This window comes from Psychrobacter sp. 1Y1 (genome assembly GCF_051847395.2).
In the GTDB taxonomy this organism is placed as follows: domain Bacteria; phylum Pseudomonadota; class Gammaproteobacteria; order Pseudomonadales; family Moraxellaceae; genus Psychrobacter.
Genome location: NZ_JBPYDF020000001.1, coordinates 1370104 through 1395484, shown reverse-complemented (window position 1 = coordinate 1395484; position 25381 = coordinate 1370104). Strand labels below are relative to the sequence as shown.

The following is a 25381-nucleotide window of genomic DNA, read 5'->3' as shown; positions in this document are numbered from 1 at the left end:
CCTCTAATGTTAGCTAATTACTAAATGCATTGGCTGCCAAGATGTTTGCCTAACCATTCTATTAGTTACCTAAAATTTCTTATGATACGCGGTTCCATGCATCACGTGATGCTTGACGCGCTTCGTTCCATTCCATACGAGACTCGCCTTTTACTTCGTGCCATGAACGCTCTAAATCTGCTTCATGATCTTCAAAACGAGCATCTACTGGATAACGAGCACGGTTCGCATAACCAACTGCATATGCTGGATGCAAGTCACGGTCGAAATCGTATTCTTCTCTATGATAATCTGCATTTGCGTACTCTGCACGCCAGTACGCTTCTTCGTGAGTTGGATCAATGGCTTCAGCTGCTGCATGACCTGCGCCGCCACCAACGATAGCACCGATAGCACCACCAATTAGCGTACCTAGTGGACCTGCCATTGTGCCGATAGCTGCACCTGCTGCTGCACCGCCTACACCGCCGATACCTGTACCTACTGGATGCGAGCCTGGCTCACCGGTAATAATGTCTGCGTTTAAATCTTCTTTTGTCTCTTTTGACATATGTTTTACTTCACTGCGATCGATAGCATCATGGTTACTCATAGTATTGTCCTTAAATTATTTATTATTTATTATTTATTGAATTATTTATCTGCTAAAAACTAGCGGTCTTACTAAATCCAATTGAAGTATAAAAATTTATAGGTAAAGACAGATAGGCCGATTTTGTAAACTGTGTCCGTGTTGCGATTATCTTGCGTTACAGCCTGTATCTTTATCACACTTGTGTACGGCAGCCTCATACTTTGAGTAATTATAAATGTACGATCACAATAAATTTACTAAGTAAATCAATTTTATAACGGCATCAGGGACCTTTTGATAGCCTGTTGCCATTTAACAAGATGTCGCTCACGAGTATCAGTCGACATACTTGGTTCAAACACGCGATCTACCTGCCATGAAGCTTTCATGGTCGATTCGTCATATAGCCCAGTTTTCAGTCCTGCGAGGAGTGCTGCGCCCTTTGCCGTAATCTCTGTATCTCTAGGACGTAATACTGGAACACCTAACAAATCTGCTTGGAACTGCATGAGTAAATCATTATTTGCAGCGCCGCCATCTACTCTCAGCTCAGTCAAAGGATGAGGGCTGTCCTTTTGCATAGCGATAAGCACATCATAGGTTTGATAAGCAACGGCCTCCAATGCAGCGCGTGCAATATGTGCCTTAGTAGTGCCGCGGCTCATACCAGTAATGCTAGCACTGATATCCGAACGCCAGTAAGGCGCGCCCAGTCCAGTAAAAGCAGGTAATAGAACGACATCTTCGCTACTGTCTACTTGACGGGCTAGGTCCTCGACATCACTACTCTGCTGAATCATACCCAAATTATCACGCAGCCATTGAACGATAGCCCCTGCCATAAATACACTGCCCTCTAGGGCATAAGTGACTTCCTTTTTGGGCGGCTGTAGCATGCGTTTGCCTGACTGTACGATTTGGTCAAATGATAAATTGTCTGGACGAATTGGTGACGTTTTACGTTGCCATGCGATGGTGGTTAGTAGCTTATGCTCACTCAACTTTGGCTGTTGGCCAATATTCATTAGCATAAAACAGCCTGTACCGTAAGTGTTTTTGGCCATACCTGCATCAAGGCAACCTTGTCCAAAGAGCGCTGCTTGCTGATCACCCAATACTGCTTGAATGGGTATTTGCTTTGCAAACAGACCTTTTTTGGTTTTGCCAAAATCACCGTCGGACGATAGTACTTTAGGCAATATATGCATAGGTATAGCAAATCGGTCACAGAGTGCCTCTGACCACGCCAGCTTATGGATATCAAATAACAATGTGCGAGAAGCATTGGTCACATCAATGACATGCTCCCCACCTGTGAGCTTATAAATCAGCCAACTATCAATCGTACCGACTGCTATCTCACCTTTGCTGGCTCGCACACTCAGCTTAGGATTATTTTCGAGCAACCAAGCAATCTTACTGGCACTAAAATACGGATCTAAACGCAGGCCTGTAATACGCTGAACTTCATGTGCCATGTTGACGCTATCAACGCCTTGATGCACAGGGTCATTCATACTATTGCTAGCGCTTTCAGCAGCGAGCGTCTTACAGTAATTTGCGGTACGCCTGTCTTGCCAAATGATGGCGGGAGCCAGTGGCTTGCCAGTTTGCTTATCCCACATCACAATAGACTCGCGCTGATTGGTAATCGCGATACTGGTAACGTCAGTGGCAAGCAGTCCTGCCCGATTAATAACATCGTGTGCACAGCTAATCTGAGTTTGCCAGATCTGCTGTGCATCTTGTTCAACGAATCCAGCTCTTGGTGTTTGCAGCGTCGTTGGCTGTTGTACCATTTTGATAGGACGCGCATGATCATCGTACAATATCGCTCGACTTGACGTGGTCCCTTGATCCAACGCTAAAATATACCCTGCCATGACACACCCTCTACTAATATTATTTATTCTACTTAATAGCCATTTAGTGACTATTCATTGACGGCTACTTATTAATTGCTACTGATTGACTGAGGCTTATTGAGCATTTTTTATTTGTTAATTACTGCCTAAATGCTTTCATAATGAGATTAAAAACAAAATCTAACTAAAAATAAATTGCTTGAATTGAAAACGTCTTGTTGGCTATGTTGTTATTTATAAACAGATATTTAAAAATTAAATCCAACCTCTATCATACCGCTACTGGTCGCACAATAGAAAACGGCAAAATACTGAGCATTGACCCGTCACCATTGTGGCTCTACAGTGTACCTCTTATGACGAATGACCGCTTGTTAGCGCTTTTAATATAGACATATTTTTATATTAGAGTATGAATGATTTATTTAAGCATCATTTTTTCGCTAGCTGGCAAATAGTCTATAATAGTTCAGCAACTTTATATCCTGAGCAATGAAACCTATCGGTGCTGTTCCTTATTTTATAATACCTTACATTCTAATTAATGGCTTATGTGACTTATGAAATTCATTTTATCAGCGCTACCGACTGCTATGATGACAGCTGCAGTCATGAGCGTGCCTGTCATGACTTACGCGAGCACTGACGCTGACAGTATAGAAGTGTCAGATGATGTTACACCAGTGGCTGTGACACAAATCATAGATGCTGATAGTCCAACTGATAATGATAAACCAACTGTGGCGCCTTTTCATACAGTACCAAACCCTCAAAACGTTGAGTCGCAGGCATTGTCTACGCTTGTTGACCCTATTACACATAAAGCAGTAGATAACAGCTACGCACTAGACGTCTCAAGCTTTTTGAGCTTAGAGCAAGCGCAGAAGCTTCTGGTACAAGTATCACCTAAAATTGCTGCCAATCAAGCAGCGATTGCTGCTAGCGAATACCAAACTGACGCACTCAGAACTATCGACAATCCACTCGTATTTGCTCGAGTATCTGCCAGTGCCTATCATTTAGATGAGGATATAGATTTATCTTCTCTCAGAAGCGGTATCGTCAACGAAGTAAACAATGGCGTAGATAACATAGTCCCTCCTACAGCAGACTTACCAGACTTTGGTGAGCTGGTCGGTGAGCGTATTCCCGACTCTTACAATCTCAAGCGATCAGGCTCTACGTCGGGCGCAGGTCTTGGTGTCGTTTGGCCTATTTATACTGCTGGGCGTACAGACGCATTGACTGGCGCCTCGGATGCACGTACGCAAGAAGCGATGGCTGATAGCGTACTGGATAAAAATGAGCTTTATAATACGTTAATTGAGCGTTATTTTAAGGCACAGTTAGCGATTATCGCCGCTTACTTACGAGAAGACGCTTACGATACATTGCAGCAAACCGACCATATGGCCGAGCGTCTGTTTGAAGAAGGTTTTATCTCACGTGTCGATAGACTAGAAGCACAGTCAGCGCTTGCGGATGCCAAGAGTGAATCCGTCAATGCGAATAATGACGCGCGCCTAGCCATGATTGCGCTACAGCGTCTACTACGTACCGACTACCGTATTAAACCGACCACGCCATTGTTTGTCTCTAGTCGCCCTCTACCAGATGTGAGCTATTTTCAGGACTTGGCACTAAACAACCATCCCGGACTGCAAAAAGTTGCAGCCAAGCGGGCACAGGCTCAGCAGTTACATGCGCTATCAGATACGGGCTACAAACCTACGGTATTACTATACGGTTATGGTCAGGTAGAGAAAGATCCAAGCTGGGTCGCTGGTATATCTGCCAGTTGGAAACTATGGGGCGGACTCGATAAAGCCGCATCGCTAGCATCCAGTAGTGCCAAAATACGTCAGGCCGATCTCTCTGAGATTGAAGTTAGTGACAATTTATTGCTACTGGTAGAAAAAAACTGGCACGATGTCAATAATGCTCAATCACGCTATCAAGCATTACAAAGTAATGTTGATTTGGCAGCAGAAGTATTACGACTACGTCGCTTAGGATTACAAGAAGGTGTAAATACTACCGTTGACGTGGTGCAGGCACAGACGCAATCGCTCAAAGCACGTACTGAACAAGCACAAGCTGCTAATGACTATGTACAGTCACTGGCTGCCCTTATGCAAAGCTGTGGTACGCCACTTGCTTTTAATGCTTATCTCAACGCCGCTGACATTCAATTGCCTACTTTATATACTGAGCAATGATGTGATGTGATAAACCATAAGTCGTGCTGATAAACGCTTTGTATTACCATAAAGCCGACATCGAAAATACTATTACCAACCCTCTTATGAACAGCTGCTTTTATGAAAAAATTGACCTCTAAATTGATAAAAAACTGGCTACAGACGTTACTAGAAACGTGGCGTATTGCCAATAACTCTAATGTTTGGGCGCATTGCGCAAGCGTAGGTTTCTTTGGATTCTTATCAATTTTTCCAGTGATGGCTGTGTTTGTCCTACTTTATGGTCTTGCGTTTTCTCCTGCCGAGATGCAAGAGCAAATCTCGCTTCTGAGTCAATTTATACCTGATACAGTATATGAAGTGCTCAACTCCCGTCTGAGCGAATTGGTTTCTACGACTACGTCTGCCCTGACTTTCAGCTTGCTTATATCGTCCTTGCTCGCACTTTATGCGGGCTCCAAAGGTATCAAATCTTTAATTATTCTTATTAATCTTGCGTTTCATATAACTCAGGAGCGTAGTTTTGTACAAAGCACGATTCGCGCAGTTGGTTTGACCTTTGCAGCAGTAGTCGTATTGATTATCGCGGTCTCTTCTATCGCGATTATTCCTTTGGGAGCCGCCTACTTTCCTTTCCCTCAGATAGCTAAGACGATTGCGCTTTGGAGCAGGTGGCCAATATTGACGGGTATCATATTCTTAAGCTTTTTAGGTCTTTATCGTCTAGCCCCAAATCGTGATGCTGTTGCCCTCAAAAAATTGATGCCGGGCGCTGCGTTAGCAACGGTTTTATGGATTATATTGTCCATCTTGTTTTCAATTTATGTGCAAAATTTTAATAATTATAGTGCTGAGTTTGGCGCGCTTTCAGCTGCCGTGGTCATTATGCTATGGCTCTATTATTCAGCATTTATCGTCGCCCTTGGTGCTATTTTTAATTCTGAAACCATAGACAACGCCAAGCCTTATGCGTTTCGAGTGTACTAGTAATAAACCCTTTATTTTCAACTTTGTTGCTTTAGGAATCTCATTGTCATGACAGAATTACCACGCGAATCAGACGACTCAAATAAATCAGCTGATGCAACCGAGTCAGTGACCTCTCAAGATACACAAAATTCAGTCGATCCTGTAGAAGACGCGTCTGATATTGAACCAGAGCAACCGACACCTGCTTATAATCGTGACGCCTCTAAAACTGACAAATCTGCACGTATGAAAAAAGGATTACTTGCACTATTCATACTGATTGTCCTTGGTACGATTGCGTACGGCTTATACAAAAGTAACGCGCATAGCGAGCCAGAAGTTATTACGCTGCAAGGACAAATGCAGATGCAGCAAACGTCTATCGCTGCAAAAGTACCAGGGCGTATTGCCCAGATTATGGTAACAGAGGGTGATACGGTAACGGCAGGTCAGCAACTGGTTGAGATGGATTCGCCTGAGATTAATGCCAAGATTAATCAAGCACGTGCTGGTAAGCAAATCGCGCAAAGCCAATTAGATAAAGCAGAAAATGGTGCGCGCCCGCAAGAAATCGCCCAAGCAAAAGCCGCTTGGCAAGCCAATAAAGCCGCGTCTGACTTGGCAGAAAATACTTACCAACGTGTCAATCGCCTTTACGAAGAAGGATTGATGGCGCGACAAAAGCGCGATGAGGCGTATGCGCAATATCTTGCTACTCAAGACCAAACTGAAGCAGCCCGCTTACAGTATGATCTGGCATTAGAAGGCGCACGTACTGAAGATAAGTCAGCGGCCACTGCACAAGTCGCACAGGTCGATGCAAAACTCGATGAAGCGCTAGTAGCAAAAGAGGAAGCGAACCTAAGAAGTCCTATCGCTGGTATCGTTGACAATGTCATCGTGAGTGCTGGAGAAGTCATCGGTCAAGGGGTTCCGCTCCTGACGTTGGTGGATACCAACGACCAATGGGTAGTACTTAACGTCACTGAGTCTTATTTAAATCAATTTGCTATTGGTCAAACATTTACCGGTACTATTCCAGCGCTGTCATCAGCGGATAAGCCTTATACAAAACAGTTTACCGTCTATGCGACATCGACCTTATCAGACTTTGCCACTTGGCGTCCGACCAATAACGATGATGGTTTTGATGTGCGTACTTTTGAGGTAAAGGCACGACCATCTAAGCCTGACGCTCGTATCCGCTCAGGCATGAGTGTGGTCGTACGTATCAACCCTACCCCTGTCAATCAGAACCAAGAGTAAGCCATGCACTTGACTAAGTTAAGTGAGGCTTTTTTACGCAGTGCAGCCTACGAGCGCCGTTTTTTGGCAAAAAATCATTGGGACTTTAGCATGGTGGTATGGATACCACTGGCAACGGTGCTGCTAATATGGTGGATATTTTCACAGACTCAAATTACCGATTTGCCTATCGGAGTCATCGATCAAGACAACAGCGCTGTTGCCAATACGGCCGTCCGTTACTTAGAGGCCAGTCCTACTTTGACGGTCAGACAGCTTTATTACTCCCAAGCGGATGCAGAGGCTGCGATTTTACAGCGCGATATTTACGCTGTCGTCATTATCCCAGAGGACTTTTCTCGTAATATATTATCGAGCCAGCCTGCTCCGTTGACTCTACAAGTCAATGCACAGTACGGTACGCACTCTGGTATTATTCAGGCAGGTGTCCAAGCGGTCGCTAGTACATTATCCGCAGGTGTAGAGATCAAACGATTGGTCAAACAAGGCGTAGCACCATCACAAGCGATGACGGCTTACGCGCCTATCAGTGTGCAGCGTATTAGCTTATTCAATGCTGCGACCAATTATCAGCAGTTTTTGGCATCGACCGTCATACCTGCCTTATTACATATACTGGCAATGGTCATTGGCGCAACCACGATTGGCCGCGAGTTACGTGATAAGAATATCGGTCGCTGGTACCGTTTTATTGATACAGGAAAGCCTAATCTAACCTTATCTAAAGCCTCAAAAACGTCATCTTCGCTATCAACCAAACAAGATAGCAGCAATAACAAAACATCATCGAATGCAAAAATGCCCCATTCGGTCAGCCTATCAGTTTTGGTATTTGGTCTATTGGGTAAATACCTTTGGCCAATACTGGCTTATAGCTTGTGGTCAGCGTTGATATTGTGGCTGGCAACGTCCAATCAGAATATCAACATCATGTCTCTTATGGCAGTCTATGCTGGGTTTCTGTGCCTAATGGTATTGTCGTTTTGGCTGGGTGCTATTTTTACTTTGAATTCTTTCTCATTACGTATGGGTCTATCGACTACTGGATTTATTTCAGCACCTTCTTACGCCTTTGCCGGTGTTACTTTTCCTTATATTGCGATTAGTGATAGCGCGCAATATTGGTCGAATGCCCTGCCGCTAACGCATTATTTAAAGCTCCATATTGCACAGTTACAAATGCAAGCACCGATCGCCATCTCTCTACCTATCGTTTATGGCCTCATGCTTGCGGTCATAATAGCGCTATTACTTGCGGCACTATTAACCAAACGCGCATTGGCGCATCCTGAACGTTGGGGAGCACGCTAATGTCTGCACAATCAAATAATACACACTCAGAAGCTAATTTAACCGACACTCCGGCATCACAAAGTTTTTGGAACAGTTTTATTCAAACCTTCAAAGACGTCTTTGGCGACAAAGGCGTACTTTTGATGTTAATTATTGCCCCTATTATCTATGGGTTTTTCTATCCTTGGCCTTACTCTTCTGAGGTAGTCAATCATGTGCCAGTAGGTATCATTGATCATGACAACAGCAACTTATCGCGTACTCTCGTACGCTATGCGAGTGCTAGCCCATACCTAGATACTGAACGATTTATCAATGAGCAGGCTGCCGAAGAAGCCATATGGTCAGATCAAATTGCAGGCTATATGGTGATTCCAACTGGTCTTGAAGAACAAGTTCAGTCCGGAGAGCAAGCACACGTCAGTGTACTGGGTAATGGTGGTTATTTTATTTTAAATAAAAACGTCCAATTAGGATTCTCTCAAGCAGTAGGTACGGTATCGGCAGGCATCAAGGTAAAGAAAAGCATTGCGAAAGGCGCTTATGCATCTACCGCAGCGCAGAACACGCAAGCTGTACCGCTACGGATTATGCCATTGTATAACCAAACCGAAGGCTATGGTGCTTATGTCGTACCAGCTGTCTCTGTTATCATTTTACAGCAGACACTTTTAATGGCGACTGCGATGCTGATTGGCACATGGTATGAGCAGCGCCGTCACAGTACCAGTATACGTGGCTGGCTAGGACGTATCGGAGCGCTAAGCTCACTTAGTTTTATCGTTGGCTGCTTTTATTATGGGTGGGCGTTTGAGCTACATCATTATCCACGTGGACAAAACATGCTTGGTACGCTGCTGTTTTTGGCACTATTTTGTCCGACAGTCGCAACGCTCGGCTGCGTGCTCGGATTATGGTTCCGGCAGCGTGAGCGCAGTATGCAGATATTAATTTTTATCTCCTTACCGATATTCTTCTTAAGCGGCTATCCCTGGCCAGCTGACCAATTGCCTCAAGTACTACAAGTCATACGTTGGCTGGTACCGACCACGCCTGCAATCAATACCTCTGTGCAGCTTAACCAAATGGGTGCCAGTGTTTCTCAAGTCGCTGTAGGATTTTATGCGTTGGCTGGCTTATGGTTGCTCTATTTTGTTTTATTGCTATTTTTACGCAAGCGTATTCCGCAGCGAAAAGCCTACTTATAAATCTTCAAATTAATGAAGTCTATGAGCATAAAAAAACGCCTACTAATAATAGTAGGCGCTCTTTTTATTTATACGATATAAATAGACAATGGTTTAAAACACTCGGTTCAAACCATTCAATGCCGCCACACGATATGCTTCTGCCATCGTTGGATAGTTGAAAGTCGTATTTACAAAGTACTCAAGCGTATTGTTGCTCTTACACTTCATCACGGCTTGACCGATATGGATAATCTCTGAAGCGTGGTTACCGTAGCAATGGATGCCTAGAATTTCTAAGGTATCACGATGGAACAATATCTTTAATACGCCCGAACGTTCACCGATAATTTGGGCACGTGCCAAATGCTTAAAGAACGCCTGACCCACTTCATACGGAACTTTTTCATCCGTGAGCTCTTGCTCTGTCTTACCGATACAAGAGATTTCAGGAATTGTATAGATACCCGTCGGTACACTAGATACTGGCTCAGCATCACTATCACCAACCATAAAGGCAGCGGCACAGCGACCTTGGTCGTAGGCGGCAGAGGCTAGTGACGGCCAACCGATTACGTCGCCAGCAGCATAGATATTGTCGACGTCCGTACAGTAAGTATCATCTACTTTTAGCTGACCACGGCCGTTTGCTTTTAGCCCAATAGCTTCTAAATTCAGGCCTTCTGTATTACCTGAGCGACCATTTGACCAAAGAATGGCATCAGATTTGATGCGCTTGCCGCTCTTTAGGTGCAAGACTACATAATCATCATGAGTCTCAAGATGATCAATCTCTTCGTTACTACGGATAAGCACACCGAACTGTCTAAAGTCATGCGCGATGGCATCACTGATTTCGCTGTCTAAGTAATTAAGCAATTGATCTTGGTTATTGATTAGATCAACTTTGTAGCCAAGACCAGTAAAGATAGACGCATACTCACAGCCAATAACCCCTGCACCATAAATGATGATTTTTTTGACCACATAATCCATTTGCAAGATTTTGTCAGAGTCAAAAACGCGTGGATGGTTAAAGTCTAAAATCTCAGGACGGTAAGGACGACTACCGACAGTAATGATGGCTTTATTGAAAGTGATGGTTTCGTACACATTTTCATCGACTTCAATACGTAGCGTATGAGCGTCAATGAAACTTGCCCAGCCTTGGATGACTTCGATACGGTTGCGCTCATAAAAACGTGTGTGGGTACTGACTTGACGACGGATAACTTGACGCGCCTTGGCCAGTACTTCATTTAGCGGTACTTGCTTATATTCCATCGCCTTGGTAAACATTGGATCGCGGCGGAAGTTAATCAAGTTGAATACAGATTGGCGCAGTGCTTTACTTGGAATCGTACCGACGTGAGTAGAGTTACCCCCTACTTGATCACGCGGATCGACGACGACAACTCTTTTACCAGACTTAGTCAATTTCATAGCAGCGGCTTCACCAGCAGGTCCCGCCCCCAAAACAACGGCATCATACTCATATTCGTGATCGTCACTTTTTAGACGGCGAGAGTCTTTGGTAAAACCAGATTTAATATCGATTCGTGTGTCATCAAGCGGATTCACTAAGTCAGGATGATGCATGACATCATCAGTCACTTGCTCGTGAGTCTGCTCTATCTTTTCTTTTTTGTTCTTACCTTCGGTATGTTCAGGGCTTGGCACGTGTCCGCTAGATTTATTTGATACTTCGGTATGAATATCTTTACCAGTATCGTTGGTCTCGTCGCTTGCACTTTTACTTACCATGATGTCCTCTTTATATTTATTTATCGAGTAAATGTTTGAGATATAAATGAATCAATATGTAGATGAGTTTGTATCATGTAGATAAATGAATACCGCCCTACTAAGGCATGCCCACCATACGTTGTGACAGTATGTTTTGCAATGTCCAGTGACCAGTGGTGCTCTGTTGTCCTTCATCAATCTGCGGGCGGGCGCTAATAATGTACTCTGTACCAAGGGTTGGTTTGAAATCGTCGATCCAGTCATAAGGAATCTGGAATACGCTACCGTCTTTAGACTTAGCAAGTAGGCACTGCATTGGCAATTCTGAAGCACAAGCCACACGGTTTGGCATAACGGTCAGTGTCTGTGCTTCTCCCAATACGATACTTGGAATATAGCGCGGCTCAGGTACTGGATCCTTTGCAAATGGTGATGTTTGACAAGCACTCAGTAAAGTCGCTGCACTGATTAAACCTGCCAGCAACAACGATGGCTTTATAGATTGAAAGGCTGAAATCATAATATTCTCTATATGATAATTATCTAGGATGAAATGATGTATGTTTATTAGTGTTTTATACGCACTTATTAAAGCTGCCTGAACACTTATTGATACTGATTGAACAGAGACTGTTTAAGCTGACATTCATTATCCAATACGGCGTTTGAGACCTGTCATCTGCAAAATACGTGTGGCAATCTCTTCAACAGACATCTCTGATACATCTAAGCTCGGGATACCATGCGTGATATAGATACCCTGAATCGCGCGCTGCTCTTGCTGACACTGCTGATAACTAGAATAACGACTGCCTGCACGGCGCTCTTGACGGATTTTTACCAAGCGATCGGTATCAATAAGCAAACCAAATAGTTTGTCTTTGTGCTCACGTAATGCTTTCGGCAACTGATTGTCGTACAAATCATCTTCGGTTAAAGGATAGTTAGCCGCTCGAATACCAAATTGCAATGCTAAATATAAAGAAGTCGGCGTCTTACCAGAGCGCGACACACCCACCAAAATAATATCGGCTGCATTATAGTGACGAGTACGTGCGCCATCATCATTGTCTAAGGCAAAATGCACTGCATCGATACGCTCTTTATAAGTTTCAGAATCGACATCATCATGTGCATGCCCTGAATGACCATCTGGCTCCACACCAGTCTCTTCTGCAACGCGGCCAATCAACCCTTCGTACATATCCAAATTACAGCTATGTGCTGAATTGATTTTTTCACGAATCTCTGGATTGACGATCGTATCAAACACCAACGGCAACGACCCATCACGTTGATATGCCATGTTGATCTGCTCTACGGCATCATCAGCACGCTCTAGGCTATCGACGTATGGCAACACTCGTGTCTCAAAAGGGACCGAGGCAAACTGACTTAAAATAGCGCGTCCGAGAGTCTCAGCCGTAATCGCGGTGCCATCTGAGATAAAAAACGCCGTTCTGATGGCTTGTGAGCTGTCCAAGTTTAGTGCATGACGATTTTGGATAGTGGACTTGACTTGTTCAGATGGATTGCTTGAGTACATAACGTTGACACCTCGGTTGAAAACTCAATAGTGACCTTCATTTAGTTTTTGGTATAGATCTTAGTAATAATTCAGACTTAGCAAACGTTTAGCAGTTATTGACTATTAATAGCGTGAATTTTACTCGGCTTTTTATAGTTACCTTTATAACTCGTATAACTAGGCTTTATAACTGCCTTCTTAAAACGAGCATTTTTCAGCACCTATACCGCACATTTATCATGCAATGTGCATCAACTATCTATGCGCTACATTATACGCATATTAGCCTCTTAATAGAAATCAATGTTACAGGCGTACACTTAGCACCAACATTGTTTTTCATCTTGTCGTCATAGTTAATTCACCTCTCATTAAGGCGTTTTTTATGCTTCTTCTATTATGCTTTGTTTATACAGATACATAAGATTGAAACATAAATTATAGAAATACTCTAAATATGGCTTATTTGAATGCATCTATTTTATGCAGTAATTGGCTTTTGAAAGCGCATAACATTGTCACTAGCAATGATATTTTTCATCTGAGTAAATACGAAACCTGATCGGACTGGCCCTAATTTATGTAGCAAATCCCACAATTTGTATCTTTTTGACAAAAATATTGGTTCAACCCCTCGAAATTCTCCAAATATAGCGGTATAATTCACCGTTATAATCTTTACTAAATAACCTTATTTTCTGGAGTTATCATGGCAGCGCAATCTACAGCACTTGTAATCAATCTTGATCAGCTAGGAAAAGACGACATCGAAATGGTTGGTGGTAAGAACGCTTCGCTTGGCGAAATGATCAGCCATCTTTCTGATTTAGGCGTTAGTGTTCCAGGCGGCTTTGCCACCACTTCAAATGCATTCAACCGCTTTTTGACTGAAACAGGCTTGCTTGACAAAATCAACAGCGAGCTAAAAACACTAGACGTAAACGATGTTAATAAGCTTGCGGCTACTGGTAAAAAGATTCGTACTTGGATTATTGAACAAGAACTGCCAAAAGATCTTGAGCAAGAAGTACGTCAATCATTTGAAACCATGAGTGGCGGCGAAGACATCGCTGTTGCTGTACGTTCTTCTGCCACTGCTGAAGATTTGCCAGATGCGTCATTTGCCGGTCAACAAGAAACTTTCTTGAACATTCGCGGTATTGATAACGTCCTAATTGCTATTAAAGAAGTATTTGCCTCTCTATATAACGACCGTGCAATCTCTTACCGTGTACACAAAGGTTTTGAGCACGAGGGTGTTGCACTATCTGCTGCTGTACAGCGTATGGTACGTTCAGAGACTGGTGCTGCTGGTGTTATGTTCACGCTAGATACCGAAAGTGGCTTTGATCAAGTGGTATTCATCACCTCAAGCTATGGCCTAGGTGAAATGGTTGTACAGGGTGCGGTTAACCCAGATGAGTTCTATATCTCTAAGAAATTGCTAGCCAATGGCAAACCGTCAGTTATTCGTCGTAACCTAGGTAGCAAGCATAAGAAAATGGTTTATGGTGATGAAGGCAGTACGGCTAAATCAGTTAAAACCGTTGATGTTGAAAAACAAGATCGCATGCAGTTCTCTTTATCTACTGAAGAGCTAACCTCACTTGCCAAACAAGCGGTAACGATCGAACAGCATTATGGTCAAGCGATGGATATCGAGTGGGCAAAAGACGGCGATACTAACGAGATTTTTATCGTTCAAGCACGTCCTGAGACTGTTAAGAGCCGTCAAGACAGCAACGTAATGGAACGTTATGTCATCGACACGACTGGCGCAAAAGTATTGTGTGAAGGTCGTTCAATCGGTCAACGTATCGGTTCAGGTAAAGTGCGTATCGTTAGCAACCTAAACGAGATGGACAAAGTAGAAGAAGGCGACGTACTCGTATCAGACATGACTGATCCGGATTGGGAACCAGTTATGAAGCGCGCTTCTGCTATCATCACTAACCGTGGTGGTCGTACTTGTCACGCTGCTATTATCGCGCGTGAGCTAGGTGTGCCAGCTATCGTTGGTTGTGGCAACGCAACTGAGCTATTGGTTGATGGTCAAGACGTAACTGCTTCTTGTGCGGAAGGCGACACTGGTTTCATCTACGAAAGCCAGATTGATTTTGAAGTACAGACTAACTCTGTTGAATCTATGCCAGAGCTAGCATTCAAAGTGATGATGAACGTTGGTAACCCAGATCGCGCATTCTCATTCACCCAAATGCCAAACGAAGGTATCGGTCTTGCACGTCTAGAGTTCATCATCAACCGTATGATTGGTGTGCATCCAAAAGCCTTGCTAAACATGAACAGCTTGCCACGTGAAATTTCACAAGCAATCCAAGAGCGTATCGCAGGCTATGCGTCACCTGTTGACTTCTATGTTGATAAATTGGTTGAAGGTATCTCAACCCTAGCTGTTGCCTTTATGGATCAGCCAGTGATCGTTCGTATGTCAGATTTCAAATCAAACGAATACGCTAACCTGCTTGGTGGTAAGTTATACGAGCCATCAGAAGAGAACCCAATGCTTGGTTTCCGCGGTGCTAGCCGTTATGTGTCTGATAACTTCCGTGACTGTTTTGAGCTTGAGTGTAAAGCACTAAAACGTGTACGTGATGACATGGGCTTGACCAACGTTGAGATCATGATTCCATTCGTACGTACTGTTGGCGAAGCCAAAGAAGTCATCGAGTTACTTGAGAAAAATGGTCTAAAACGTGGCGAAAACGGTTTGCGCGTCATCATGATGTGTGAGCTACCGACCAACGCGCTATTGGCAGAAGAGTTCTTAGAATACTTCGATGGTTTCTCAATCGGTTCTAACGATTTGACTCAGTTAACGCTTGGTCTTGACCGTGACTCAGGTATCGTCTCACATCTATTTGATGAGCGTGATCCTGCTGTTAAGAAACTATTGTCTATGGCTATCGAAGCTTGCCGTAAGCAAAACAAATACGTCGGCATCTGTGGTCAAGGTCCATCAGACCATCCAGATCTAGCGTTTTGGTTAATGGAGCAAGGTATCAGCTCAGTGTCATTGAACCCTGACTCAGTACTAGATACTTGGTTCTTCTTAGCTGGTGAAGAAGCGAAGTAAACCGCTACGTTTAATCACAGCGGTCATTCACACAGTCATTAAAGATACCACTATTAGGGTCTATTTGATTTTTTCAAATAGACCCTAATATAATGTCCTAAGACATGACTAACTATGCAGGCAATTATGCAGATTTTCCTTGCTCGAAATAACGTACAAGCTGGCCCATATCAGTTGGAGCAGCTGAATATCATGCTGGCATCTGGTGAAGTATTGCTTGATGATTTGATGTGGCATGAAGGCTTAGCTCAGTGGCAGCGCGTAGGTGATCTTACCAATAACCAAACGGTTTATCGCCCGACCAGTGCTAACACGCCTGAAGTAAACGACTCTATCATCAATAACGTGACCGTCTTCCCTGAAGATACCAATAAAGCGAAAGATGATAAGTCAGTATCGTTAGACAGACTATATGGCAAGCCTGAACGTCCTAAAAACGTGAAAGCCGACATGACGACCAATCGTCATCAAACGCCGCACAACAATGTCTCATTAAACAAGTCTATTCTCAAAAAGGCTGTTGCAGACAATGATAAAGTTGTCGGCAACGTGGTACTTGCGCCAATTATGTCACGCGTATTGGCGACTGCATTGAATGGCCTACTTTATATATTGGCCATACTGCCGCTAGTAATGGCATTGACTAAGATGGATGTGGACTATACCAAGTTCCAAAACATTCAAGATATGGACGCCGCCTATCAATACTCAATGAGCCTGATGGAAAGCCTTCCTAGTAGCACATTGATGATGTCACAGGTGATGGTCTTTGGACTATTTGCCTTACAATTGGTATTTATTACCATGCGTGGTCAATCGCTAGGCAAGCTGATCACTGGTATTCGTGTTGTGGATCAAACCACGCATCGCCTACCTTCGTTCATTAAGCTTATCGGTACACGTACGTTATTGTTATTTATTATCTATAACTTACTGTTTTCGTTTACTAGCTTTTTAGGCTTTGTGATTATCGCTATTCATTACTATATGGCATCTAAAAGCCCTGAAAATATTGGTTGGCATGACAAACTTGCCAAAACCTTAGTGGTCAAAGCAGACAGTAGCCAGTTGGTAAAAAAATCAAAACCTGAATAACGGTATTTTGATTTGGTTATTGGTTTTATAGCTCGTTATACTCAAAAAAGCTGCGTACTATCGCGGCTTTTTTATTTAGCAAAGCTTATTTAGCCTTTTTTTATATTTTATTGACAGTAGCTTGGTGATTAACCTTTGTGTTAGTTGCCGAGTACTGTTATAATACGGCGCTTTATAAACTAAGCTTATTCTTGATTGTTTTTTATAAAATATGACTAGAATTGGGCTTACCTTATAAATCTCCTTGCTATTAACATAGGGTTAATAGCTACTAATCCGTAAGGAGTCATAATGCGACATTACGAACTGGTGTTACTTGTACACCCAGACCAAAGCGACCAAGTGGTCGGCATGGTTGAGCGCTACATCAAGTTAGTTCAAGACAACAACGGTGTTATCCATCGTCTAGAAGATTGGGGCCGTCGTCAACTGGCTTATCCAATCAACAAGATTCACAAAGCTCATTACGTTCTTTTCAACATTGAAACTGACGGTGAAACTTTAGCTGAACTTGAAGAATTATTCCGTTATAACGACGCGATCATTCGTAGTCTAGTTATGCGCCGTGACGAAGCTGTCACTGAAGAGTCGCAGTTAGCCAAGAATGCCGATGAAAAACGCGCACGCAAAGCAACTACTCGTCGTCCAGACAATCGTGAAAACGATAATGACGACAACGACAACAGTGAAGACTAATTAAAGGAGAATACTCATGGCACGTTTCTATCGCCGTCGCAAATTCTGCCGTTTCACTGCTGAAGGCATCACTCACATCGACTATAAAGATGTTGAATTGCTAAAACAGTACATTAGTGATAATGGTAAAATCGTACCAAGCCGTATTACTGGTACATCTACTAAATATCAGCGTCAATTAGCGACTGCTATTAAGCAAGCTCGTTACTTATCGCTACTTCCATACACTGATAACCATCAAGGTTAACCGCTAACTAGGAATGACTCATGCAAATTATTTTGTTACAGCGTATCGTCAACCTTGGTAAACTCGGTGAAACTGTCGATGTAAAACCAGGTTACGGACGTAACTTTCTTATCCCTCAGGGCAAAGCGCTACCTGCTACTAAAGCTAACATCGAAAAGTTCGAAGCACGTCGTGCTGAACTTGAAGCTGAAGAAGCAAAAGAGATCGCTGTTGCTCAAGAGCGTGCTGATGCATTGACTGACGTTAATGTTATCATGCGTGCTAAATCAGGTGACGAAGGCAAGCTATTCGGCTCTATCGGTACTCGCGATATCGCTGAAGCATTGACTAACTCAGGTCTAGAAGTAGACCGTGCTGAAATCAAGCTACCTGAAGGCACTCTACGTCAAGTTGGCGAATACAATGTTGATATTCAGCTACACCATGACGTTACTGCTAGCATCTTAGTTACTATTCTTTCTGAAGATGGTAACAACGAAGATTCAGCTGAAGAAGAAGCTGCTGAAGAAGAAGCTGCTGAAGAAGACTATTCTGAAGAGTAATCTTCTATGTAGTTAGACTCAGTCTGCAAAAAGCCAGCAACTTAGGTTGCTGGCTTTTTTACGTGTGTTATTTTTGGCATTAGAGTCTATGTATTTAGACTATTTATATTGCTAACTTGCACTCTTTTATCTCGATAAATTAGGATTTTATATATTCCTAAACAACTTAGGATTCTCAAAAAATCTATTGCTATGATAGCGAAGTTATCTATGCAATATTGTAGTAACTAAATGCAACAACTACCTTAAAAATGCTATACCAAACAACAAGATACTGCCTATATAATCATCTTTATTACTATTAGCAGAATTGATAATCTACTGCTATCTAATGTACTAATAGGGCGCAAGAATATGAAAGACAATAATAACATTCATACCAATGACAAGCTTATCTGTACTCAAGGTAATGCATACTATTCCGAAGGTGAAGTATATACAGTTGGCAGAATAGTCAATGACAAATACTTTCAGCTGCTGACCAGTGGCAACGATGATCATTGGTATGCCACGTTGGATGATCAAGGCATTTACGTCAGCTTTGATACTGCAACTGCTACCAATAACAAAGCTTTTTTTGATAAGATTGCCTAACTGTCAATCAGGACACTTCTTAGAATACTTATCTTAAAAATAATTATTACTCAGGTAGGTAAATATTGCTTAGACAAGAACTGGTCATTATAAATGGCCAGTTTTTTTTGGTTTGAAGTATTAGCAATTGCTAGTTATAAAAGTATTTCCACACACGTCTTCGACTTTTTCTTACTAATTTCCGTCATTTTAAAATTAAGTATCTCTCGATTTTTTGTCAACAGCGCCAACTATTTAACGAATCTATTTCCTAGCGGCGTCTATTTGCTATAAAATATGCCCCTTTAAAATTTCGTATCGTTAGTGATGCAGATAGTTGGTTCGATATCGTTTAAATGTAGCCATGGTAAAAGCCTGTGAAAGCACTATGCAGAGTAGACTTAGCAAGCTAGATACCGTATTTAATCTCGATATAATTGGCTATATTGCATTGGTAATCAATTAAGATATAAACCATATTGAGACAGTGATGATTGTATTTTGGCTTGTGCTGACCATTCTTTTTATTATTTTCGCTACCGCAAAATTAAAGTGGCATCCTTTTTTAGTGTTGATCTTGTCTGCTTTCTTGGTCGCGCTATTTTATCAAGTACCACTTAACACGGTCGCCAAAACGATCTCTGATGGTTTCGGTGGTATCTTAGGCTATATCGGTCTTGTGATTGTATTTGGTACGATTATTGGCTTAATCCTTGAAAAAACGGGTGCTGCTATCGTAATGGCAGAGTCAGTCATCAAAGTATTGGGGCCACGCTTTCCTACTTTGACTATGTCTATCGTCGGTGCGGTCGTTTCCATACCTGTATTTTGTGACTCTGGCTATATTATCTTGAACTCTCTAAAAGAGTCTTTAGCTGAGCGCTTACATGTATCAAGTGTCGCGATGAGCATTGCCTTGGCCACTGGTCTATACGCTACCCACACCTTTGTCCCACCGACGCCAGGTCCAATCGCAGCGGCAGGTAACTTAGGTCTAGAGTCAAACTTAGGTTTGGTCATTATGGTCGGTGTAGTCGTGACAGCAGTTGCGGTATTGGCTGGCTGGTGGTGGTCTAATCGCTTCCTTAACGCTACTCCTGACAATATCAATGCGGCAGATGCTCCAGCAGCAATGCCTGAAGGAATGAAAACTCGTGATGATTATAATCACTTGCCTTCAGCAACAATGGCGTTTTTACCGATTATCGTGCCTATCATATTAATCTGTCTATCTTCGGTTGCTAATTTCCCAAGCGCACCATTTGGCAGTAGCATAGTAGCGGAAATTCTGATATTCATTGGTAACCCATTGACTGCGTTACTTATCGGTTTGTTCTTATCGTTTTTCTTAATTAATTCAGAGCAAAAAACGCAGCAAATCAGCGATAGTATCTCACAAGGTTTGGTAGTAGCAGCCCCTATCCTATTGATCACTGGTGCTGGTGGCGCGTTTGGTGCCATGCTAAAAGTGACGCCAATCGGTGACTACCTAGGTTCGACTCTATCGGCCTTGGGTTTAGGCATCTTCATGCCATTTATCGTCTCTGCTGCGCTAAAAACGGCACAAGGCTCAACCACAGTCGCATTGGTTACGACTTCTGCTATGGTTGCCCCACTATTGAGCCAGATTGGCCTAGACAGCGAACTTGGACGCGTGTTCTGCGTGATGGCAATTGGTGCTGGTGCCATGACCATCTCACATGCCAATGACAGCTTCTTTTGGATTGTTAGCCAGTTTAGTCGTATGAGCGTGGCACAAGCGTACAAGGCTCATTCAATGGCCACTGGTATCCAAGGTGTGACTAGCATCGTATTTATCTGGTTGTTGACTCTAGTGTTTATCTAGTTCATGAAATTGTGTATTTCTATATACGTTTATTTGATGATCGTTAAATAAACGTTTTAAAACATGACACTATCGCAATGATCGTGTCATTAAGATATTCAAAGAGAGCCGTATGAAAATTTTGATCGCCCCTGACTCGTTTAAAGAAAGTTTAGAAGCACTGGACGTGTGCCATGCCATTCAATCTGGTTTTAGCCAAGTGTTTCCAGATGCTGACTATAAGCTGTTGCCAATGGCCGATGGCGGTGAAGGCACCTCAGCGGTATTGTCTTATATATTGGGCGGGCGCTGGAAAGAAGTTAGAGTACATGACCCATTGATGAGACCGATTACGGCAAAGTATCTATTATTGCCTGACGCGACGGCGGTTATTGAAGTGGCTCAAGCGTGCGGATTACACCTACTGACGGCTGATGAGCGTAATCCCGTTATTGCGAGTAGTTATGGTGTTGGGGAGCTGATCGAAAATGCGTTAGAAGAAGGTGCTAAGCGTATCGTTATCGGTCTAGGTGGTAGCGCAACCAATGATGCAGGTCTTGGCATGCTAATGGCGCTAGGCATAACATTTCATGACATTAATGACAGCCTGCTCACTCATGGTGGTGGCTCACTTGCCAGCCTACATAAGCTCGATAATACTAGCCTTCATGCAAGGATATCAGACACGGTATTTGAAGTTGCTTGTGATGTGACCAATCCATTATGCGGTTTGCTAGGGGCTAGCGCAGTATTTGGCCCACAAAAAGGCGCGTGCCCAGAACAAGTCAATACCTTGGATAAGGCACTCAGTCACTTTGCGACCATCTGTGGACAGCATGGCTATGAAGACTATCAATACGTTGAAGGCGCTGGCGCTGCTGGTGGTCTTGGCTATGCGATGATGACTTTCTTTCAAGCTCAGCTAAAGTCAGGCTTTGATACGGTGGCCGAAGTGGCTCACCTGTCACAGCATATCGCAGAGACTGATCTCGTCATCACTGGCGAAGGTAAGCTCGATGCACAAACAGCCATGGGTAAAGTGGCAGGCGGTATCAGCCAAATCGCTAAGGCTAGCCGTACACCTGTTATCGCTATCTGCGGCAGTGTCGATGGACTAAAACCTGCTCAGACCAGTCAGTTTGATGTGGTCATGCCGAGTATCCAAAAAGTAGACACGATCGATAATGTGTTAGGCTCTGCTTATAACAATATTGAGACGACTGCTGCTAATATTGCCGCAAGTATCAAACTTGGGCAGACTTTAAGATAGACGCAATCTTTTATAGTCGCAATCTATCAATGAACCTCTTCTGTTAAATGCGCAGCTATTGAACTTTCGATTAACCCTTCGTTAGCTGTGCATGTATCATTCACTCTCAACATATCTATAGCCATTCTTTTACTTCATCAATGACCGTATGCATTCTATTAGAGAGTACCTGCTGTCTTCTGACTGCCAGATATAGGGTTTCGCTAACAGCAACTGGCAGATAATGACTGTTAATCAGCTCAGGCTTTGGATAGGCAGCCACTGCATGGGCTGGCAAAACAGTAAAGCCTATTCCCCTGCTGACTGGCTCTAAGATTAACCCTATCTGATTCGAAAAGCCCTTTTTCTCGAAATTATTGATATGCTGAAATTGCTCGTAATTTGCAGTCAGTAGCATGCCTGCATGATGGGCGCCATCTGGATGATCGATAAATCCAAGCTCGATAAGCTGCTCCCAGCTAGGCTCTACTGTAGCCGCAGGGGTTACTAGTATCAATGCTTCTTGTGCCATAGGCCTGCAGCTAACTGTTTCATCGTCTGAGATATCCGTCATAAAGCCGATATCAATCTCGTGATTTGCCAGCGCCCGCTCAATATCAGAATTGGGAGCAAAACGGTAATCAATCACTAGTTTTGGATGCTGCTGCTGTAAAGACAAAAGCTGCGGATATAGCTTTAGTCCCACACTACCCGGTGACATCAACCGTACCAATCCTTCATAAGGCGGATCTTCACCGATGCGCTGTTCTAAATTTGATAATCGCTGCAGTATCTCGCCTGCTTCTTTATAAAGCTGCTCACCTGCATTGGTCAATGAAAACTGCTTTCCTTGACGAATCAACAAGTCTGTATCTAGTTGCTCCTCTAACTTACTTATGTGTTGGCTCACACCGGACTGCGTCATATATAGACGTTCAGCGGTGCGCGTAAAGTGCCCAACTTCAGCAAGCGTGCAAAAGGTGCGTAACCATGTGATATTTATCATTACTTTTCATAATTATTTATATAATATTTGATAATTTTACATAATGACGGTGCATTTGTATACTGGCCTCACGTTAAACAAGAGTACAGCAAACAGGAACACAAGCTATGAACAACGTTTATCCAAGAAGCTTTTCGCACATCGGTCTGTCAGTCCCTGACTTAGATGCCGCCGTAAAATTTTATACTGAAGTGATGGGTTGGTACACCATTATGGAACCAACTGAGATTGTCGAAGATGACAGCCCGATTGGTGAGATGTGTACTGAAGTATTCGGTGCAGGTTGGGGCAGCTTCCGTATCGCTCACCTATCTACTGGTGACCGTATCGGTGTTGAGATTTTTGAATTCAAAAACCAAGAAAACCCTGAAAACAACTTTGAATACTGGAAAACAGGTATCTTTCACTTCTGCGTTCAAGATCCAAATGTTGAAGAGTTGGCTGAGCGTATGGTTGCAGCAGGCGGTAAAAAGCGTATGGAAAAACCACGCTACTACTACCCTGGCGAAAAACCTTACCGCATGATCTATATGGAAGACCCGTTCGGTAACATCGTTGAAATCTATAGCCACAGCTACGAGCTTATCTATAGCGAAGGCGCATACTAATCTCAAGATACATACAGCTTAGTATAAATTTAGGGGCTGTAGTAGATAAGCACTATGCTAGACTACTTTTATGAAGATAACCCGTTGTAAACTAAGTAAAAAAGCACAGCGAAGGCTGTTAGAGTTTTTTACGGCTGAAGTGACTGCTAGAACAGCCGCAGATTTGCTTGATATTCAGCCTAATACTGCTGCACTTTTTTATCATAAAATAAGACTTGTGATAGATTACCATCTCTCATTAGAAGCTGATGAGCTTTTTGATGGTGAGGTCGAATTAGATGAAAGTTACTTTGGCGGTGTACGCAAAGGCAAAAGAGGTCGCGGGGCTGCTGGTAAAACCGCTGTATTTGGTATTCTAAAACGAAACGGTAAGGTTTATACCATTGTCGTAGCAGACACCAAACAGACTACCCTAATGCCTGTTATTAAGCGTAAAATCAAGCCTGACAGCTTTGTTTATACGGATAGCTATCGAAGTTACAATGCATTAGATGTGAGTGAGTTTAAACATTTCAGAGTCAATCACTCTATAGAGTTCATTTGCGGTAAGAACAATCACATCAATGGCATTGAGAACTTCTGGAATCAGTCCAAACGAACACTCAGAAAGTATAATGGGATTAATAAGAAGAACTTCCATTTGTTTTTAAAAGAGTGCGAGTTTAGATTCAACTATGGCTCACCATCTAATCAGCTGAAAACCTTGAGAAAATGGTGTGATATTTAATCCTTATCTACTACAGCCCCTAAATTTAAGTTAGTATAGGTTTAGCTTAAATCTGATTGAAAAACCAATAGCGTACTCATAATTTGAGTGCGCTATTTTTTCGTGATCTTTCTATGTCAGTCATCTATTGTATAGAATATGAGCCATGCTACTATTTAGTCAGCTATATATAAAACTATAAACCAACCCATTATCAAGGATGATAAATGACTCAATCTGACGTTATTTTAGACATAGATGACCTTTTGGTTATTAGAGAAGACAATAAAGAAAGTGGCATAGTCACGCTGACCTTAAACCAACCCAAACAATTCAATGCGTTGTCCGTTGAAGTACTATCTGCCATGCAAGCAGAGCTGGACAATATCGCTCAAGACGATACGATCAGAGTCGTGGTTATTCAAGCGACAGGCAAGGCATTCTGCGCTGGTCATAATTTAAAGCAAATGCGCACGCATACAGATGAAGCGTTTCATCGGGCCCTATTCCAGCAATGTAGTCATATGATGCTAACCATTAATCAAATGCCGCAAGTCGTCATCGCAAAAGTGCAAGGCATTGCCACCGCTGCAGGGTGTCAGCTAGTCGCAGCTTGTGACTTGGCCGTTGCCGCTGATAATGCAAATTTTGCCACCTCTGGGATAAACGTTGGACTGTTCTGCTCCACGCCTGCCGTTGCTGTCAGCCGTAATCTACCTCGTAAGCAAGCGTTTGAGATGCTAATCACAGGTGAGTTCATCGATGCGCATACTGCCTTGCAATATGGATTGATCAATCGAGTTGCGCCAGCAGAGCAACTCGATCAAACACTACAGTCACTGATAACGGCGATTACTACCAAGTCTCCGGTAGCGGTAAGAACTGGCAAAGATATGTTTTATAAGCAGCTGGGTATGAGCGTTGAAGATGCGTATGACTATGCTAGTGAAGTAATGACGGACAATATGATGGCAGACGATGTGGGTGAAGGGATTGATGCATTTATTGAGAAACGCCAAGCAGTATGGAAAGTGTGCTAATTCCTATAATAATAATCACTGTATTGCTTAGCTGACGTCATATAGCGTAGGCTTTATCTAGAAAGCTAGCA

The 25381-nt window shown here is 43.0% G+C and carries 22 protein-coding genes; 16 read left to right on the top strand and 6 right to left on the bottom strand.

From position 1 onward, the window contains the following. Positions 1-79: 79 nt before the first annotated feature. Positions 80-592 (bottom strand): hypothetical protein, encoded by a 513-nt coding sequence (locus tag ACS8FA_RS19910; RefSeq protein ID WP_057759401.1) that lies wholly within the window; start codon positions 590-592, stop codon positions 80-82. A gap of 254 nt (positions 593-846) precedes the next feature. Beyond that, a complete protein-coding gene (glpK, locus tag ACS8FA_RS19905; RefSeq protein ID WP_439264987.1) occupies positions 847-2457 on the bottom strand; it encodes a glycerol kinase GlpK in 1611 nt (536 codons plus the stop codon). Between the two features lie 542 nt (positions 2458-2999). Between glpK and ACS8FA_RS19900 the strand changes: the two genes are divergently transcribed. From ACS8FA_RS19900 to ACS8FA_RS19880, 5 genes are all read left to right on the top strand, one after another. Further along, positions 3000-4658, top strand: coding sequence for a TolC family protein (locus ACS8FA_RS19900; RefSeq protein WP_439264989.1), 1659 nt, complete (start codon positions 3000-3002; stop codon positions 4656-4658). A 102-nt stretch (positions 4659-4760) separates the two neighbouring features. Next, positions 4761-5627, top strand: coding sequence for a YihY/virulence factor BrkB family protein (locus tag ACS8FA_RS19895; RefSeq protein ID WP_439264991.1), 867 nt, complete (start codon positions 4761-4763; stop codon positions 5625-5627). Positions 5628-5675: 48 nt separating this feature from the next. After that, positions 5676-6875, top strand: coding sequence for an HlyD family secretion protein (locus ACS8FA_RS19890; RefSeq protein ID WP_439264993.1), 1200 nt, complete (start codon positions 5676-5678; stop codon positions 6873-6875). 3 nt (positions 6876-6878) lie between these two features. Then, positions 6879-8186 carry an ABC transporter permease gene (locus ACS8FA_RS19885; RefSeq protein WP_439264995.1) on the top strand — a complete coding sequence of 436 codons (1308 nt, stop codon included), beginning with the start codon at positions 6879-6881 and terminating at the stop codon, positions 8184-8186. Then, positions 8186-9376, top strand: coding sequence for an ABC transporter permease (locus ACS8FA_RS19880; RefSeq protein ID WP_439264997.1), 1191 nt, complete (start codon positions 8186-8188; stop codon positions 9374-9376). Before ACS8FA_RS19885 ends, ACS8FA_RS19880 begins: the two co-directional genes overlap by 1 nt. 93 nt (positions 9377-9469) lie before the next feature. Here the strand turns inward: ACS8FA_RS19880 and sthA are convergent, their stop codons facing one another. The 3 genes from sthA to ppsR all read right to left on the bottom strand — a co-directional run bounded on the left by sthA (position 9470) and on the right by ppsR (position 12647). Further along, on the bottom strand, positions 9470-11119 hold the full coding sequence (gene sthA / locus ACS8FA_RS19875; protein ID WP_057759390.1) for a Si-specific NAD(P)(+) transhydrogenase: 1650 nt from the start codon (positions 11117-11119) through the stop codon (positions 9470-9472). 100 nt (positions 11120-11219) lie between these two features. After that, the gene (locus ACS8FA_RS19870) at positions 11220-11621 is read right to left on the bottom strand and encodes a DUF4377 domain-containing protein (RefSeq protein ID WP_439264999.1); all 402 of its coding nucleotides are present in this window, start codon (positions 11619-11621) and stop codon (positions 11220-11222) included. Between the two features lie 129 nt (positions 11622-11750). Continuing rightward, positions 11751-12647, bottom strand: coding sequence for a phosphoenolpyruvate synthetase regulatory kinase/phosphorylase PpsR (gene ppsR / locus ACS8FA_RS19865; protein WP_371531258.1), 897 nt, complete (start codon positions 12645-12647; stop codon positions 11751-11753). Positions 12648-13338: 691 nt separating this feature from the next. On the opposite strand from ppsR, the gene ppsA reads away from it, so the two are divergent. The 8 genes from ppsA (at position 13339) to ACS8FA_RS19825 (ending at position 21971) form a co-directional block, all read left to right on the top strand. Then, the gene (ppsA, locus tag ACS8FA_RS19860) at positions 13339-15723 is read left to right on the top strand and encodes a phosphoenolpyruvate synthase (protein WP_290177758.1); all 2385 of its coding nucleotides are present in this window, start codon (positions 13339-13341) and stop codon (positions 15721-15723) included. A gap of 126 nt (positions 15724-15849) precedes the next feature. Further along, entirely contained in the window at positions 15850-16818 is a 969-nt protein-coding gene (locus ACS8FA_RS19855) for an RDD family protein (RefSeq protein ID WP_439265001.1), read from the top strand. A gap of 291 nt (positions 16819-17109) precedes the next feature. After that, complete coding sequence (rpsF, locus tag ACS8FA_RS19850) at positions 17110-17514, top strand: 30S ribosomal protein S6 (RefSeq protein ID WP_101205443.1); 405 nt, start codon at positions 17110-17112, stop codon at positions 17512-17514. A gap of 16 nt (positions 17515-17530) precedes the next feature. Continuing rightward, positions 17531-17761, top strand: a complete 231-nt coding sequence (gene rpsR, locus ACS8FA_RS19845; RefSeq protein WP_010198808.1) for a 30S ribosomal protein S18 — start codon at positions 17531-17533, stop codon at positions 17759-17761. A 20-nt stretch (positions 17762-17781) separates the two neighbouring features. Then, a complete protein-coding gene (rplI, locus tag ACS8FA_RS19840) occupies positions 17782-18303 on the top strand; it encodes a 50S ribosomal protein L9 (RefSeq protein WP_439265004.1) in 522 nt (173 codons plus the stop codon). Positions 18304-18657: 354 nt separating this feature from the next. After that, positions 18658-18897 (top strand): hypothetical protein, encoded by a 240-nt coding sequence (locus ACS8FA_RS19835; RefSeq protein WP_057759376.1) that lies wholly within the window; start codon positions 18658-18660, stop codon positions 18895-18897. 469 nt (positions 18898-19366) lie between these two features. Then, positions 19367-20722: a GntP family permease gene (locus ACS8FA_RS19830; protein ID WP_201572106.1), complete on the top strand. Its 1356-nt coding sequence runs from the start codon at positions 19367-19369 to the stop codon at positions 20720-20722. A gap of 112 nt (positions 20723-20834) precedes the next feature. Then, positions 20835-21971 carry a glycerate kinase gene (locus tag ACS8FA_RS19825; protein WP_439265006.1) on the top strand — a complete coding sequence of 379 codons (1137 nt, stop codon included), beginning with the start codon at positions 20835-20837 and terminating at the stop codon, positions 21969-21971. Positions 21972-22086: 115 nt separating this feature from the next. On the opposite strand, the gene ACS8FA_RS19820 is transcribed toward ACS8FA_RS19825, so the two are convergent. After that, positions 22087-22956 carry a LysR family transcriptional regulator gene (locus tag ACS8FA_RS19820; protein ID WP_439265008.1) on the bottom strand — a complete coding sequence of 290 codons (870 nt, stop codon included), beginning with the start codon at positions 22954-22956 and terminating at the stop codon, positions 22087-22089. Positions 22957-23063: 107 nt separating this feature from the next. Here ACS8FA_RS19820 and ACS8FA_RS19815 point away from each other — a divergent pair, with 107 nt between their 5' ends. The 3 genes from ACS8FA_RS19815 (at position 23064) to ACS8FA_RS19805 (ending at position 25310) form a co-directional block, all read left to right on the top strand. Further along, on the top strand, positions 23064-23564 hold the full coding sequence (locus ACS8FA_RS19815) for a lactoylglutathione lyase family protein (protein WP_101205448.1): 501 nt from the start codon (positions 23064-23066) through the stop codon (positions 23562-23564). A 70-nt stretch (positions 23565-23634) separates the two neighbouring features. Beyond that, complete coding sequence (locus tag ACS8FA_RS19810) at positions 23635-24291, top strand: IS1595 family transposase (protein WP_045455674.1); 657 nt, start codon at positions 23635-23637, stop codon at positions 24289-24291. A 206-nt stretch (positions 24292-24497) separates the two neighbouring features. Then, the gene (locus ACS8FA_RS19805) at positions 24498-25310 is read left to right on the top strand and encodes an enoyl-CoA hydratase (protein ID WP_439265859.1); all 813 of its coding nucleotides are present in this window, start codon (positions 24498-24500) and stop codon (positions 25308-25310) included. The last annotated feature ends 71 nt before the right edge of the window (positions 25311-25381 follow it).

Excerpts from the sequence above, each read along its gene's own strand:
- ACS8FA_RS19910 (WP_057759401.1), bottom strand. The coding sequence starts at position 592 with ATGAGTAACCATGATGCTATCGATCGCAGTGAAGTAAAACATATGTCA.
- glpK (WP_439264987.1), bottom strand. The coding sequence starts at position 2,457 with ATGGCAGGGTATATTTTAGCGTTGGATCAAGGGACCACGTCAAGTCGA.
- ACS8FA_RS19900 (WP_439264989.1), top strand. The coding sequence starts at position 3,000 with ATGAAATTCATTTTATCAGCGCTACCGACTGCTATGATGACAGCTGCA.
- ACS8FA_RS19895 (WP_439264991.1), top strand. The coding sequence starts at position 4,761 with ATGAAAAAATTGACCTCTAAATTGATAAAAAACTGGCTACAGACGTTA.
- ACS8FA_RS19890 (WP_439264993.1), top strand. The coding sequence starts at position 5,676 with ATGACAGAATTACCACGCGAATCAGACGACTCAAATAAATCAGCTGAT.
- ACS8FA_RS19885 (WP_439264995.1), top strand. The coding sequence starts at position 6,879 with ATGCACTTGACTAAGTTAAGTGAGGCTTTTTTACGCAGTGCAGCCTAC.
- ACS8FA_RS19880 (WP_439264997.1), top strand. The coding sequence starts at position 8,186 with ATGTCTGCACAATCAAATAATACACACTCAGAAGCTAATTTAACCGAC.
- sthA (WP_057759390.1), bottom strand. The coding sequence starts at position 11,119 with ATGGTAAGTAAAAGTGCAAGCGACGAGACCAACGATACTGGTAAAGAT.
- ACS8FA_RS19870 (WP_439264999.1), bottom strand. The coding sequence starts at position 11,621 with ATGATTTCAGCCTTTCAATCTATAAAGCCATCGTTGTTGCTGGCAGGT.
- ppsR (WP_371531258.1), bottom strand. The coding sequence starts at position 12,647 with ATGTACTCAAGCAATCCATCTGAACAAGTCAAGTCCACTATCCAAAAT.
- ppsA (WP_290177758.1), top strand. The coding sequence starts at position 13,339 with ATGGCAGCGCAATCTACAGCACTTGTAATCAATCTTGATCAGCTAGGA.
- ACS8FA_RS19855 (WP_439265001.1), top strand. The coding sequence starts at position 15,850 with ATGCAGATTTTCCTTGCTCGAAATAACGTACAAGCTGGCCCATATCAG.
- rpsF (WP_101205443.1), top strand. The coding sequence starts at position 17,110 with ATGCGACATTACGAACTGGTGTTACTTGTACACCCAGACCAAAGCGAC.
- rpsR (WP_010198808.1), top strand. The coding sequence starts at position 17,531 with ATGGCACGTTTCTATCGCCGTCGCAAATTCTGCCGTTTCACTGCTGAA.
- rplI (WP_439265004.1), top strand. The coding sequence starts at position 17,782 with ATGCAAATTATTTTGTTACAGCGTATCGTCAACCTTGGTAAACTCGGT.
- ACS8FA_RS19835 (WP_057759376.1), top strand. The coding sequence starts at position 18,658 with ATGAAAGACAATAATAACATTCATACCAATGACAAGCTTATCTGTACT.
- ACS8FA_RS19830 (WP_201572106.1), top strand. The coding sequence starts at position 19,367 with ATGATTGTATTTTGGCTTGTGCTGACCATTCTTTTTATTATTTTCGCT.
- ACS8FA_RS19825 (WP_439265006.1), top strand. The coding sequence starts at position 20,835 with ATGAAAATTTTGATCGCCCCTGACTCGTTTAAAGAAAGTTTAGAAGCA.
- ACS8FA_RS19820 (WP_439265008.1), bottom strand. The coding sequence starts at position 22,956 with ATGATAAATATCACATGGTTACGCACCTTTTGCACGCTTGCTGAAGTT.
- ACS8FA_RS19815 (WP_101205448.1), top strand. The coding sequence starts at position 23,064 with ATGAACAACGTTTATCCAAGAAGCTTTTCGCACATCGGTCTGTCAGTC.
- ACS8FA_RS19810 (WP_045455674.1), top strand. The coding sequence starts at position 23,635 with ATGAAGATAACCCGTTGTAAACTAAGTAAAAAAGCACAGCGAAGGCTG.
- ACS8FA_RS19805 (WP_439265859.1), top strand. The coding sequence starts at position 24,498 with ATGACTCAATCTGACGTTATTTTAGACATAGATGACCTTTTGGTTATT.